Source organism: Neorhizobium sp. P12A, from assembly GCF_008365395.1.
Classification (GTDB): domain Bacteria; phylum Pseudomonadota; class Alphaproteobacteria; order Rhizobiales; family Rhizobiaceae; genus Rhizobium.
Genome location: NZ_QOVX01000002.1, coordinates 1,062,530 through 1,076,347, shown reverse-complemented (window position 1 = coordinate 1,076,347; position 13,818 = coordinate 1,062,530). Strand labels below are relative to the sequence as shown.

The following is a 13,818-nucleotide window of genomic DNA, read 5'->3' as shown; positions in this document are numbered from 1 at the left end:
CGCAACTTCCAATAGATTTCCCAGCTGATCTCGATCGCATCGTTCCTGCATATTGACTGAGGGTCCGCGTGCGGACCGAGGGGGCAGAATGACTGTGGAGGACTCCCAGCGTGTGCGTTTGGTCGCACAGCAGGTTGCAGATGCAAGCTCGCCTGACGTGCAGGCCGATATCGAGGCGCTGAAGCAAAGCCGCGAGCAGCCTGCCTGGGTTCAGGAAGCCGGCAGCGCCATGACAACGCGCTATGGCGGGCTGCGTGCGTTGATGAACCCTCCACCACCGGTCTACGAAGAGGTCGAGGCCAGAGCGGCTGGCGACATCGGGAGCCCACCGCCCGGAGGTGGTGGAGTCCAAACGGCAGCCCCGCCGCCGCCTCCGGGCAATGACGAGACCATCGTCTTTGCGGTTGGGACGCCGGTTTTCCTTGTTCGAAACAACGTGGTCGATATCGATAGCGCCCGGCAAGAGGCCGTTGCCTGGCGACGGCTTCTCACCGCGAATGCTGCGGTCATCAACAGGACAATGGTGTCGATCGGGCGGGTCGATGTGAGCAATGCCGACCGGGACTATGCCGGCACGGCCTGGGTGATCGATGACGGTCTGGTCGTGACCAACCGCCATGTCGCAAATCTCTTTGCCGAGGCAAGTGGCACCGGCTTCAAATTCAGGATCGGTTTCGACGCGCGCCACGAGATCGGCGTGGATGTCGATTTCCTCGAAGAATTCGGCAACGCTGCCTCCGACGAGGTCAAGATCGACCGCATCGTATGGGTGGCGCCCGAGAACGGGCCTGACGTTGCCTTCCTGAAGCTCGAGCCAATGTCTTCACCGGTCGGTCGGCTGAAGCTCGAGCTTTCCGACGAACTTCCGCAGGCGAAGCTGCCGGTCGCCGCGGTCGGTTATCCCGCGAGCGATTCCCGTTTTTCCGACCAGACGCTTGCCAACAAGGTTTTCGGCGGGGTCTTCAACAAGAAGCGGCTTGCCGTCGGCAATCTTCTCGGCGTTGGGGATGACCTGCTCACCCATTCCTGTGCGACCTTCGGCGGCAATTCCGGCTCGCCTTTGCTCGACATCGGAACGGGCAAGGTGACCGGACTTCATTACCGAGGCGTCGAATTCATCGAGAATGACGCCATACCAGCCGCAGTGCTGCGGCGCTGCCTGCAGCGGGCGCGCGGACTGCTCGCACCGTCGACGGAGGAACTGAAAATGAGCGAACAAGGCAGCGGTAGCAGCGGTGGCGGTGGTGGTGGCGGAGGCAAGGTGACCTTCACGGTGCCGCTGAAGATCACGATCGAGTTGGACACGGCAACACTGCAATCGGCTATTGCCGCGGCCCCGGCCGGCGGCCCGCCCATTGCGACGATGTCGGCCATCACAGGCAGCGCCCCGACGCCGCCCGCCGATGCGATCGTGTCGCCGACGAAGGAACAGGTTCAGTCCGCGGTGCGAACGGCGCACACGCTGCTTGCCAATCGCGAAGACGTGGTCGCCATCAAGCCCGGTTACCGCTTCGAGAACGGCGAGATCACCGACCAGCGTGCCGTGGTGATTGCTGTCAAACGCAAGATCGAACCGGGCGCGCTGGAATCGCGCGGCGTCACCCAGCTTCCGAAATATATCGACGGCGTACGCACCGACGTTGCCGTCGCCTCGGCAGCCGACATGCTTGGGATCGACCTTGGCGATGAGGCATTCACGCCGAGCTGGCATACCAGCTACAAGCCACGGCCGGATCTGCCGCTGACGCGCCGCAAGACCAATACGAAATTCGTCATCCATTCCGGACCGGATGCAAGCTGGCCGCAGCTCGGCGCGTTCCTGTCACAGACCCGCAAGTCCCTTGTCGTCGCAATGTATGATTTCGGCGCGACCAACGTCGCCGACGGCGTGCTGGATGCCGTGAAGAACAAGACCGAGACCATGTCCCTGGTGCTACAGATGGGCGGCAAGGTGCACACGGGCGATCTGACCGATTACGAGGCGGTCGCCAAGATCCGGCAGGCCAAGGGCGACAAGTTCGATTTCGCCCCGGCGAGCGTCGGAAAGACCGGCATTTTCGATTCCGCCTACCATATCAAGGTAGCAGTGCGCGATCATACCGCCATGTGGCTTTCGAGCGGCAACTGGCAAAGCTCGAACCAGCCGAACATATCGCCGCTGACCAAGCCCGCCGATGCCGCCTCGGCGCTTCGGCTCTACAATCGCGAATGGCATGCCATCCTGGAAGACGAGGCACTGAGCAAGCTCTACGAGGAGCATATCCTGCGCGACCTCGATGACGCCAAGGCAACGCCCGAAGCGGAGGTCGCCGCCGAGCCGATGGTCTTCCTGCCCGCGGACTTTGCCGGCGAGGCATTGGAGGCAGTGCAGAAGCCGCGCTATTTCGAGCCGCTTACCGGCGAACGCGAAATCGACGCCCAGCCGGTTCTGACGCCCGACAACTATATCGACACGGTCGTCCCCTTCATCCAGTCGGCCAAGACCCGGATATTCTTCCAGAACCAGAGCTTCAACACCAAGACCGTGGGCGACGGGTATCGGCGACTGCTCGACGCATTGCTCGAAAAACAGAAGGCGGGTCTCGACGTGCGCGTCATCTTCCGCAGCTTCGGCTCGGAAGACCGCGATACGATCAGCAATGCAAAGGACTACGGCTTCGACAGCAAGACGATCAGAATACAGAAGAACTGCCACACGAAGGGCATCATCATCGACAGCGAGGCGGTGCTCGTTGGAAGCCATAACTGGACGACCGCCGGAACCGGCTTCAACCGCGATGCCAGCCTGATCTTCTACGATGCCGAGATCGCCAAGTTCTACGAGGAAATCTTCCTCTACGACTGGGGCAGGATCGGGCCTGCCAAGATCAACGACAACCTGCCACCGCCCATTCCTGTTACATCGGACAATGAAATGGCGCCGCCGCCCGGATATGTCGCGGTGCCGCTTTCGGCAGCACTTGGACGTTAGAGCTCAGTCGATATCGGTCGCTGGAACAGAACCGACCCAAGCGCGTTTATGTCGCAACGCAATGGGGCTTCGGGGAAACAAACCAGGATGGGTATCGCCAGTGGCATCCGCAAGCAGGCGGCAAAGACGGCGGCCGAGCGCCAGATGCATCTCAGCAGCTGGGCAAGGACGCTAAGAGCTGCCACCGAGGAAATGGCGAACGAGGCGCCGGTCCGTCGCGTAGAGAAGGACGGACTTGATGTCGTTTCCGCCTGGTCGATCATCGGCATCTTTCTCGTCCTTGCGGTCGCCGGCCTTTACCTGATGTCGACCATCCTGATCCCGATCACGCTTGCCGTCGTCGTCGGCATGATCCTCGGCCTAGTGGCAGAGAAACTGAGCAAGCTCGGTGTGCCGCGCATCCTGAATGCACTGTTGCTGTCGACATCAGTCGCACTTCTCATATTCCTGGCGGTCAATACCATCGTCGGACCGCTTGGGTCGCTCGCCAAGCAGGGACCGGACATGGTCCAGAAGTCGATCGATCGTGTATTGCCCTTCCTCGAAGGGATTAAATGGTTGCACATCACGCCGCAGACTTTCGAAAGCGGACCGATGTCGATCAACGCGCTTCTGGAAAATACCGGCAATATCCTGCATGTCGTCGCCGGCAACCTGACGCCGGCGCTTGTCCAGGGACTGGTATTCTTCGCAGCGCTGCTTCTGTTTCTCGTCGGCCGCGTCAATCTGCGCAAGACCATCATCATGGCCTTCTCGGCGCGCGAACACCGTCTGGCCGCCATCCGCATCATCAACGCGGTTGAACAGGTGCTCGGCTTCTATTTCGCCACCGCTGCGCTGATCTATGCCTGCCTCGGCGTCGTCATGACGATCATTGCCTATTTCGGCGGGCTGAGCGTGCCGGCCCTCTGGGGCATCTTTGCTTTCGTCTCCAGTTTCGTGCCGTTTCTCGGGATCGCGGTCATGACAACCTCGGTTGCGATCGCCGGTATTCTGACCCACGACACGCTCATCATCGGGCTGATACCGGCAGCGGTGTTCTTCTGCTTTCATCTAGCTATGGAAAACCTGATTTTTCCTGCCGTCATGGGTCGACAATTGGAGCTCAATCCCTTTCTTGTTTTTCTAGCTATCCTATTTTGGACATGGATGTGGGGAGCCGTTGGGGCTATGCTGGCGCTGCCGCTGTCACTGATCGTGATGGCTGTCGTCAGCGAGCTCTTCGTCGAGGAAAAGGCTCAGCCGCAACTGCCGAAATAGATGGTTTCAATATATGCGACGACCGGGGAGTCATCACATATCATGTCGTCCGAGATGCCGCTTCCGCAGTCTGCTCAAGGCCAGTTGGTCAATGGCCGTTCCCTCTGGGGACGGGCGGCGGCCAGGCCGATCTATGCGCCGCTTCGCCAAAGCCTCTCCTTCGACGTGGCAATCGTTGGCGGCGGGATCACCGGCGCGCTTGCTGCTGAACATCTGACGGCACGCGGCCTTTCAGTCTGTGTCATCGATCGGGAAACGCCGGGGCTCGGCAGCACGGCGGCAAGCACGGCCATGCTGCAATGGGAGACCGACACGCAGCTCTCCGAACTCTCGCTCTTCTACGGCTTCGAGAAGGCGGCGGCGATCTATCGTCGCAGCGCGGTTGCCGTGTCCGGCCTCGCCAAACTGATCGATCGCCTCAACATCATCTGCAAATATCGTCCGCGCTCATCCCTCTATCTCACCAGCAGCCCCGGAGGCGCCCGGGAATTGCTGCAGGAGCTGGAACTGCGGCATCGGGCAGGATTGCCGGGCGAATATCTCTCGCACCCCTATCTGATGACCGAATTCGAGATCGAGCGGGATGGCGGCATCTTCTCGCCCGGCTCGGCCGAGGTCGATCCGCTGCTGCTCACCTGGGGATTGCTGGAAGTCGCCCTGAAGCGCGGCGCGCGGCTTGTGAGCGCTTCGGCGACCAAGCTTCATAGCGAGGGCCAACGGGTCACCGTCGAGATGGACGGGCCTTACTCCATCGAGGCCGGACACGTGGTGCTGGCAACGGGCTACAGCATGCCCGGTATCGACATGCCGAAACTGCATCGGTCTACCTCGAGTTGGGCGATGGCGACAGTGCCCCAGGATCGGTCGCGGCTCTGGCGCGAGCGGGCGCTGATCTGGGAGGACAGCCATCCCTATCTCTATGCCCGCACGACGGCCGACAATCGCATCGTGATCGGCGGCGAAGATGACGAGACCATCGATCCGCAGGCCCGCGAGGCCAAGGTGCCGGAAAAGATCGCGACCCTCAGGGAAAAATTGAAGCTGCTCTGGACGCAGGCGGATACGCGCGTCGACTATGCCTGGTCCGGCACGTTCGGCACGACCGCGGATGGATTGCCGCTGATCGGGCCGGTTCCCGCTATGCCCCGCGTGCTCGCTGCCTATGGCTACGGCGGCAACGGCATCACCTTCTCCTTCATGGCGGCGCTGATGATCGGCGCCATGGTCACCGATACCCGTCGCGACTGGTTCGACGATTTCGCGCTCGACCGGCCGGAACCGGGATTGGGGATGCGGCACTATGCCGGTGGGGGCGACCCGCTCATGGCCACCGTACCGCATTGAACGCGCTGGAAAGCGCAGCTTGCCTTCAGGTATTAGCCCTCAGCGAGAATTGGGAAAGCGCATCACTGCGTCGTGTCGTCGTCGCCGCTCTCGGCGATATCCTGCAGGCGAACGAACTGCACACCCTTCGCCTTCAACGCCAGAATGCTTGCAGCCACGCCCTCGCCCGAAGCATGGGTCGGCTGGTTGATGTGCGAAATGATGACGTCGCCGTCCTTGGCGGAGGCATATTGCTTCTCGACCATTTTCGGGATCAGCGAGGCGCCGGCATCGCCATTCACGGAATAGCCGGCGATGCGGTATCCCATGGCGCGGATCTGCGCGATCGAGGACAGGCTGTATTTGGCGGTGGCGCCGCGAAACCAGTGCGGCTGCGGAATGCCGTGCGCGACCATGGCGTCCGCCCCACCCTTTACCTCCTGGGCAACCGCTTCCGGCGAACCGGCGGCAGGGATGCCGTAGACGAGGGTCGGGTGATCCACGGCCGGGATATGGTTCTGGCCGTGATCCTCCAGCTCGAACTGCTCGGGATGGGCAAGGAAGATGGCAAGCGTTTCCGGATTGGTCTTCAGCCAGCGGGCGGTGACGAAGATCGTTGCCGGAATGTGTTGCTCGAGCAGCGTATTGAGGATACGCGGATCGGTCTTGCCCATGCAGGCATCGAAGGTCAGCGCGATGCGCGGCGCGCCCTTGCCCGATCGTGTCACATGCAGATGTGGTTCCACCAGCTTGATCGCCGAGGCATTCTGGACTGGCTTGCTAGGCAGGGTCGGCAAGGGCTCGACCGTTGCAGCTGACGCGGCCGAGGCTGCGGAAAGCAGTAGCACTGACAATGCGATCTGACGGATCATGGAGGCGGCCACCATTCGATATAACAAGCAGGTCCGGCGCAAATCTTGCTCGGCGACATACCGCCGCTTGCGTCCGGCAACGCCATCCGCCCGCAAGCCGTCGGAAATAAGGCAGTTCCACAGATATTGCACGAGGGTCGCGGAACTTTCCGGTAATTTTGAACCGCGGCGTTTTCGGCATCTTCCATTGCCGGTCAGGTGGCGCCGCCATTTTGAGATGCCTCCCAGCGCTCTTTGAAATCCAGCGTTATAGCCCCGCCGCCGGGCCGTTTGCCCGGAGACGAGACGTTTCGTTCGGAAAGATAAGGAAGAAGCCCGCCGACGCGGTTCACGATAAAGGGCGGGATACTTCCTTGACGCCTTTACACAGTCATAGCGGCATCAACGCGCTCCAGAGCGAGGGGCCGAGATACCCTATTCCAGCTCTATGACTTCAGCGCTTCAAGCGCTTCCGGCAGAGTGGATCCGGGGTTGTCCTTGCAGTAGTCGGCAACCTTTTCTGCGTTGGCGTGTGCCTTGTCGCCGTCAATCATCGCGTTGCCTGCTTTGCCGTGAACGTAGCCGTTCACCCACATCGCGACACCGATTTTCTTTGCCGCGGGCATTGCGCCGACCTCCTTGCAGGTCAGCTTCGACATGTCCACTTCCGCGGCCATTGCCGGGCCAATCAAGCCGATACCTGCGAGTGCGAGTGAGATTGAAAGCAAGCGTCTCATGGTCGTCCTCCCAAAGTTCGCCCCTCAGGGCAAGTGGTTGTACCAACAATTGCATTCCTTGCTTTGGAGAATTGCAAGAACGACACGACCGCAACCGTATCGGTCAAAAATCGCTCTAAAGCAAACTAAGAGAATACCACAATTCCATTGAATCAGTATGTACAAATATCAAAATTATGGAATTAATTCGATTAACGTGAGGCAATTCTCACAATAATACAGTTATAATTGCATTTTCTACATATAAATTATTCTATTTTTGATGGAGATTTACAACTTTCCGGAGGATCTGCTTCTTGCGCAAACCTCGGACTCGCAAGGCTTGGGCGGTTTGAAGCCGCTATCGGCGGAAACGGGAAAGCTGCTCGGCACGCCAACCAATTACCAGTCTTCGGCGTGACTTAATCTCGGACTTTCCGCCGTGACAAGCTCGACGCGCTGACCGGCGATGTCGATGACGGCACGATCACGCCGGCCCCTCGAATAGATACGCGAAGTTCATCTCCTGTGGGAAAGCGCCGGTTTTCAACCGCTGACATCTGGTCGTCTTGCAGCCGTCGCAATAGTCCGCAGGTGCCCCGCCGTCTGAAGGGGCAGACGCCCGGCTTTTGTCCATAGCGTCCGGGTGGTCAATTGCAATGATAAGACCTGGAGATGTTGAAATGAAAAAGCTCATCGCGTCCGCGCTGCTGGCAGCGGGACTCCTTGGCGGCCTGGTGGGATCGGCGAATGCCACTTGCGGCTCGGTGTCGATCGCCGAGATGAACTGGGCATCCGCGGGCGTCGCGGCGAATGTGGACAAGATCATCCTCGAAAACGGCTATGGCTGCTCGGTCGATCTCGTCACCGGCGACACGCTGCCGACCTTCACCTCCATGGACGAAAAGGGCCAGCCCGACGTAGCACCTGAGCTCTGGATCAATGCGGTCCGCACGCCGCTCGACAAGGCCGTCTCCGAAGGCCGGCTCGTCATTGCCGCCCCCCTGCTCTCCGACGGAGGCCAGGACGGCTGGTGGATCCCGAAATTCATCGCCGACGCGCATCCCGACATCAAGACGGTTCAGGACGCGCTGAAGCATCCCGAACTCTTCCCCGCGCCGGACGATCGGTCCAAGGCTGCGATCTACGATTGCCCGCCCGGCTGGCAATGCCAGTCGTCGCTCGAAAATCTCTACCGGGCGCTCGACATGGAGAAGAAGGGCTTCAAGCTCGTCGACACCGGCTCGGCCGCTGGCCTCGACGGCACGATCGCCAACGCTTTCGAGCACAAGACCGGCTGGCTCGGCTATTACTGGTCGCCGACCGCCATCCTCGGCAAATACGAGATGGTGCGCCTCTCCTTCGGCGTTCCGCATGACAAGGCGGAATGGGACGCCTGCACCTCGGTGACCAATTGCGCCAATCCGAAGGTCAATTCCTATCCGGTCTCCGAGGTCTACACCGTCGTCACCAAGTCCTTCGCAGACAAGGCGGGCGTTGCGATTGATTATCTCAAGACCCGCAAATGGACCAACGACACCGTCAACAGCATCCTCGCTTGGCAGACCGACAACCAGGGAACCAACGAAGACACGGCCCGCCAGTTTCTAAAGACGCGGGAAGACGTCTGGACGAAATGGGTGAGCCCGGATGTGGCCGCCAAGGTGAAGGCTGCGCTTTGAGGCGGGGCTGATTGGGCGACTTTGAATGAGGGCCCGGCGGATGCGTTTCGCCGGGATAGCCGCAAGCAGTTGTCCGCCGCCTATGCCACCGTCAGCGACAGGAGATGGCTGATTTCATCACCCGCGCTCCTTTGCATCCTTAACGTGCTTGCAATAGTCTCCATGCCATGATCGGTTGGGTCAATGACGACTCAATGCGAAAGTGATGCAAGATGAGCGGCGAAGTGGAACTGAACGAAGCGGGAAATGTAAAAATTTCCCCTTTGTTGGACTATGAGACGCATTTGATCCCCGGGGTCGCGGTCATCCTGCGCATAGGCTATGCGGAGGACATGGAAGGAATGCAGGCGCATACCACTGAGCACCTGCAACTTACGCTGACACCGGGGCAATGCCGATCGCTTGCGGAAACCTTGCTCAGGGCGAAATCGCAGGTCGAGGCGCAATCGAGCATCGCAGCGCAGGCTGGGGCCGCTAACCCTTATCAAAATTAGCCGCCAGGGCACGTAACGCGTCCCGGTGCGGGACAAGGGGGCTCAAACAGGGGAGACCGCTGCCAGATCTCATCTAATGTCCGGCAACGGCCCCAGGCCCATGCATCTCCCAAATGGGCTACGGAATATATTATATTCCTAATAATACCATATTCCCATGTGGATGATCACTTTTCCACGATATTCACAGAGCTGATCGTCGAGCTCGGCCAGCGCCGGAAGCAGGCCTTCTTCCTTCTTCAGTGCCGTTGCGCTGATTGGCGAGGGGTCGCATCTGGTTACAAGCGTCCCCATACAGCCAACAAATGCTGGCCACGGCGGTTGTCTTGATAGCGGGCGATACATATCTTTCCGCTTAACCAATCGGAGACATCCATGAGCCGTGATCCCTACGAGCTTCTTGGCGTGAAAAAGGACGCTTCGCAAAAGGAAATCCAGAGCGCGTACCGGAAGCTTGCCAAGAAGCTGCATCCAGACCTCAACCCCGGCGACAGCAAGGCCGAGGAAAAATTCAAGCAGGTGTCGGCCGCCTATGGCATCGTGGGCGACGAAGAGAAGCGTGGCCGCTTCGACCGTGGCGAGATCGATATCGACGGCGTCGAGCAGGCGCCGCGCAACTATTATCGAGACTATGCCAATGCCGAGGGTCCGAACGGTCCCTATCACAATAGCGGCGGCTTTGCCGATTTCGGCGATGCGGACGATCTCTTCTCCAGCTTCTTCACACGCCGCAGCCGAGGACAGACGGGAATGCCGGGACAGGACCGTCACTATTCCATGGAAGTCGATTTCCTGGATGCCATCAACGGCACCACGACTGAGATTACGCTGCCAACCGGTCCGGCGCTTGACGTCCGCATCCCGCCGGGCACGCGCGACGGCCAGACCCTGCGCCTGCGCGGCAAGGGCGAGCCCGGCATCGGCACAGGGCAAGCCGGCGATGCGCTGATCGAGGTCCATGTTCGCCCGCATCGCTTCTTCACCCGCGATGGCGACGACATCCGTTTCGAATTGCCGATCTCGCTCAGCGAAGCGGTGCTCGGCGGCAAGATCCGCGTGCCGACCCCGGGCGGCGCCGTTGCCGTTACGCTTGCGCCCAATTCGAATACCGGCAAGACCTTGCGTCTCAAGGGCAAGGGCGTGCCGAAGCGCAATGGCGAAGCCGGAGACGCCTATGCGACGTTGAAGGTCGTGCTCCCCGAAGGAGCCGATGCCGCTCTCACCGCCTTCGTGGAGGGTTGGGAGGCAGGCAAGACATATGATCCGAGAAAGAACATGGGAGCATGACCATGGACGAGCTTGAATTCCGTGTCTGCCTGAAGATCGACGTGACCGTGCTGGACGTCTGGGTCGAACAGGGCTGGGTCGTTCCACGGTCGTCGGAAAAGGGGCGGCAATTTCGCGACGCCGATGTCGCGCGCGGCCGCCTGATCCTCGATCTCATCGATACGATGGGGGTCAACGAGGCAGGCGTGGATGTCGCCATGGATCTGCTCGACCAGGTCCACAGCCTGCGCGGCACGCTGCGCGAACTGGTCGAGGCGCTGAACGCGGAAGATGAAGCGGTAAGGCGGCGCATCGTTGCCAAAATAGAAACTATCGCCGAATAGAGATCGCGGCGAAGACCCGTCCGCTGACGGATTTGGGTGCCGCATACCATGCTGCCGGACCTAAAGCGCGTCGCGATCTCTAGGATTCGCTTGCCGCACTTTAGGTCCTTGTTGCTGCATGTCGTTGTCGCAAAACCGCTTCACACCTTTGCGCGAGATGCTTTGGTATCGGTGCGGCAACGAAGTATTGCATTTGAACCACGCGATTAACCTTTTGGTTATTTTTAGCGCGGCACGACTATTCTTTCCGAAATTGTTGTGCGAACCTGTGGCCGGATGTTCTTTCAGAATTACTGAATTATATCTAGCCGACAAACGAAGACTACATCGTATTGCTTAAAACGAGAGCGTCATTGGCGTTTTCAAGCAAATTTTGGCTGGCCATCTCACCTGTCGATATCGGCAGGGTCGATATCGACAGGTGAGATGGCCTTTGTCCGCACTATTTTTTGGATCATGGTGGTATGGCGAAAGAAATTAGAACGTTTACGGGCATCAGAGGTCTGGCCGCTTCCCTCATTGCCCTTTACCACTTTGTCACCTTCAAGACGATCGCGCCTTCCAGTCCACTGACGTTCAGCGGCGCCTATATGTCGGTCGACGCCTTCTTCATCCTGAGCGGTTTCGTGCTGGCGTTCAGCTATGCGAAGACATTTCAGCATCGCTTCCAGTGGCGGGATTACCTTCAGTTCATGTATCGGCGGTTCTGCCGAATATATCCTGCCTATTTCGCCCTGATGCTGCTCTACATCGCAAAGCTGATCGTCAACGTCAGCGGCGACGGCGCACTCGGCCACTTCACGCCTGTCGACTTCATATCGAACTTTTTCATGCTGGGGACTTGGGCGATCAATGCCCGACCCATCATCGGTCCCTCATGGTCGGTCTGCGTTGAAGTCTTCTGCTATATCGTGTTCCCGTTCTTGGTCCTTGCCGTCCTGCGCAACATCACATCGGCGATCGTAAGCCTTGTTGTCGCCTACGCCGGTATTTTGCTCATAGCCTCCTTGAATATCGGCGTCGAAGGACGACTCGACGTGGTTTTCGGCGATACGTACTATCCGACATTGCGTGCATTGTGCGGCTTTGTCATCGGTATGAGTTTCTTCAAGGTTGCGCCGCTGGTAACGCAGCACAAACGCAAGTGGGATATTGCGGTTGCGGCCTCGCTCTTGCTGATCGGCATCTCGATCTATGGCGGCCTCGGTGACGAGATAACCTATATTGGCATCGCCGTTCTCGTCTTTTCCTCGTCCTTCGAAGGACCCATTGCCAAATCGATATTCGACAATCCGGTTTCGTATTTCCTCGGCAAGATTTCCTATTCGCTCTACCTCGTTCATGCGCTGCTGGTCACGCTTTTTCCGAAGATCCTTGTGGCAGCGGAAACGAAGCTTCCTCATGCGATCGGCTTCTACTTGGTCATCGCAATATATTTCGCGATAGCTGTCGTATTTGCTACGGTGAGCTACATGCTCTTCGAGGTCAGGGCGCAGAACGGCCTACGCCGACTATGGCGCCCGCGTCAGGAAGCGGTCGCCGCCGCCTGATTTGCGACGACTTGCGAAAATTCGGCTACGACTAAAGATAGATGCCGCCGGTAGGCGCAATCCGCTACCATCGGGCAATGGATATCATCGAGGCATTCCAGCGTCTTAGTCTTGCGCTTGCAATCGGCGTCCTCGTGGGCATCGAACGCGGCTGGCAGGAGCGCGAGGAAGCGGCGGGGAAGCGAACCGCGGGCATCCGAACCTTCGGCCTTACCGGTTTTCTCGGCGGGCTCGCCGGGTTTCTGCAGCCATTCGTCGGTCCCATGCTGCCGGCTGCCCTGCTCGTCGTGTTCGGCATCGCCTTCGTGGTCTTCAAGAGATTTGAAGCAGAGCAGAGCCAGGATTACAGCGTCACCAGCGTGGTGGCCGCGCTCGTCGTTTTCGCGCTGGGAACCGTGGCTGTTGTTTCGAACATGTCGGTCGCGGCGGCCGGCGGCGTCGCCGCGACGGCGCTGCTCGCCGCGCGCCACAGCCTGCACGGATTCCTTAGAAATCTTACCTGGCTCGAACTCAGGGCCGCACTCGTGCTTTTGGCGATGACGCTGGTGGCGCTGCCGCTCTTGCCCGACAGGACGGTCGACCCCTGGAATTCCATCAATCCGTTCCAGCTCTGGCTGCTGACGATCATGATCGCCGCCATTTCCTATGCCGGCTATCTCGCGATACGCATCGTCGGACCGAAATACGGGATCCTGTTCAGCGGTGCTGCCGGCGGCTTCATCTCGTCGACCGCCGTCACCCTGTCCTTCGCCCGCATGTCCGCCGCAAGCGCACAAGCCGCAACCAACCTTGCGGCGGGAGCCTCGATCGCGGGGGCGCTATCGATCGGGCGCGTGCTTGTCATCAGCGGCATCATGGCTCCCGTTCTCGTGCCGCTGCTGGCCGTGGCGCTCGCTCCCGTCATTCTCGTCCTTCTCGTGGCGAGTTTCTGGCTGGCGAGGCGGTCGGCGTCCGAAAAGGGTGCCGCTGATGTCCATCTGGACAATCCCTTCGAACTCATGACGGTGCTTCGGTTCGGGGCGTTCCTTGGCATCATCATGTGCCTGTCGCGCGTGATGATCGAGCGCGTCGGCACATCGACGATCTACGGCGTCGCCCTGCTTTCGGGGGTCGCCGATGTCGATGCCATCACCTTGTCGACGGCGCAGATGGTTGGCTCGGTGCTCACCAAGGAAATCGCTGCGACCGCGATCCTCTTGGCTGCAGCCGTCAATCTGATCGTGAAGATGGTGCTCGCCATTGTTTTCGGCGATCGCGGTTACTCAATACCGTTCAGCATCGCAACGATCATCGGCATCGTTGCCGGCGCCGCCGGTTATGCTGGTGCGACCATGATCAGCTGATGAAACCGGCTCGCCTAG

The 13,818-nt window shown here is 59.7% G+C and carries 11 protein-coding genes; 9 read left to right on the top strand and 2 right to left on the bottom strand.

Annotated elements, in window-relative coordinates:
• Positions 1-88: 88 nt before the first annotated feature.
• From DTW90_RS11300 to DTW90_RS11290, 3 genes are all read left to right on the top strand, one after another.
• Positions 89-2,971: a phospholipase D-like domain-containing protein gene (locus DTW90_RS11300; RefSeq protein ID WP_149338274.1), complete on the top strand. Its 2,883-nt coding sequence runs from the start codon at positions 89-91 to the stop codon at positions 2,969-2,971.
• 87 nt (positions 2,972-3,058) lie between these two features.
• Complete coding sequence (locus DTW90_RS11295) at positions 3,059-4,231, top strand: AI-2E family transporter (protein ID WP_132517547.1); 1,173 nt, start codon at positions 3,059-3,061, stop codon at positions 4,229-4,231.
• Between the two features lie 42 nt (positions 4,232-4,273).
• Positions 4,274-5,575 (top strand): FAD-dependent oxidoreductase, encoded by a 1,302-nt coding sequence (locus DTW90_RS11290; protein ID WP_149338272.1) that lies wholly within the window; start codon positions 4,274-4,276, stop codon positions 5,573-5,575.
• 62 nt (positions 5,576-5,637) lie between these two features.
• Here the strand turns inward: DTW90_RS11290 and DTW90_RS11285 are convergent, their stop codons facing one another.
• A complete protein-coding gene (locus tag DTW90_RS11285; protein WP_132517551.1) occupies positions 5,638-6,426 on the bottom strand; it encodes a polysaccharide deacetylase family protein in 789 nt (262 codons plus the stop codon).
• Positions 6,427-6,851: 425 nt separating this feature from the next.
• Positions 6,852-7,142 carry an HdeA/HdeB family chaperone gene (locus DTW90_RS11280; protein WP_132517553.1) on the bottom strand — a complete coding sequence of 97 codons (291 nt, stop codon included), beginning with the start codon at positions 7,140-7,142 and terminating at the stop codon, positions 6,852-6,854.
• Positions 7,143-7,804: 662 nt separating this feature from the next.
• On the opposite strand from DTW90_RS11280, the gene DTW90_RS11275 reads away from it, so the two are divergent.
• The 6 genes from DTW90_RS11275 (at position 7,805) to DTW90_RS11250 (ending at position 13,800) form a co-directional block, all read left to right on the top strand.
• Positions 7,805-8,803 (top strand): ABC transporter substrate-binding protein, encoded by a 999-nt coding sequence (locus DTW90_RS11275; protein ID WP_149338270.1) that lies wholly within the window; start codon positions 7,805-7,807, stop codon positions 8,801-8,803.
• Positions 8,804-9,015: 212 nt separating this feature from the next.
• Positions 9,016-9,297, top strand: coding sequence for a hypothetical protein (locus DTW90_RS11270; protein WP_149338268.1), 282 nt, complete (start codon positions 9,016-9,018; stop codon positions 9,295-9,297).
• 375 nt (positions 9,298-9,672) lie between these two features.
• Positions 9,673-10,584: a DnaJ C-terminal domain-containing protein gene (locus tag DTW90_RS11265; RefSeq protein ID WP_149338266.1), complete on the top strand. Its 912-nt coding sequence runs from the start codon at positions 9,673-9,675 to the stop codon at positions 10,582-10,584.
• A gap of 2 nt (positions 10,585-10,586) precedes the next feature.
• On the top strand, positions 10,587-10,907 hold the full coding sequence (locus tag DTW90_RS11260) for a chaperone modulator CbpM (RefSeq protein WP_149338264.1): 321 nt from the start codon (positions 10,587-10,589) through the stop codon (positions 10,905-10,907).
• A gap of 464 nt (positions 10,908-11,371) precedes the next feature.
• Positions 11,372-12,457 (top strand): acyltransferase, encoded by a 1,086-nt coding sequence (locus tag DTW90_RS11255; RefSeq protein WP_149338262.1) that lies wholly within the window; start codon positions 11,372-11,374, stop codon positions 12,455-12,457.
• Positions 12,458-12,534: 77 nt separating this feature from the next.
• Positions 12,535-13,800 (top strand): DUF4010 domain-containing protein, encoded by a 1,266-nt coding sequence (locus tag DTW90_RS11250; RefSeq protein WP_132518086.1) that lies wholly within the window; start codon positions 12,535-12,537, stop codon positions 13,798-13,800.
• The last annotated feature ends 18 nt before the right edge of the window (positions 13,801-13,818 follow it).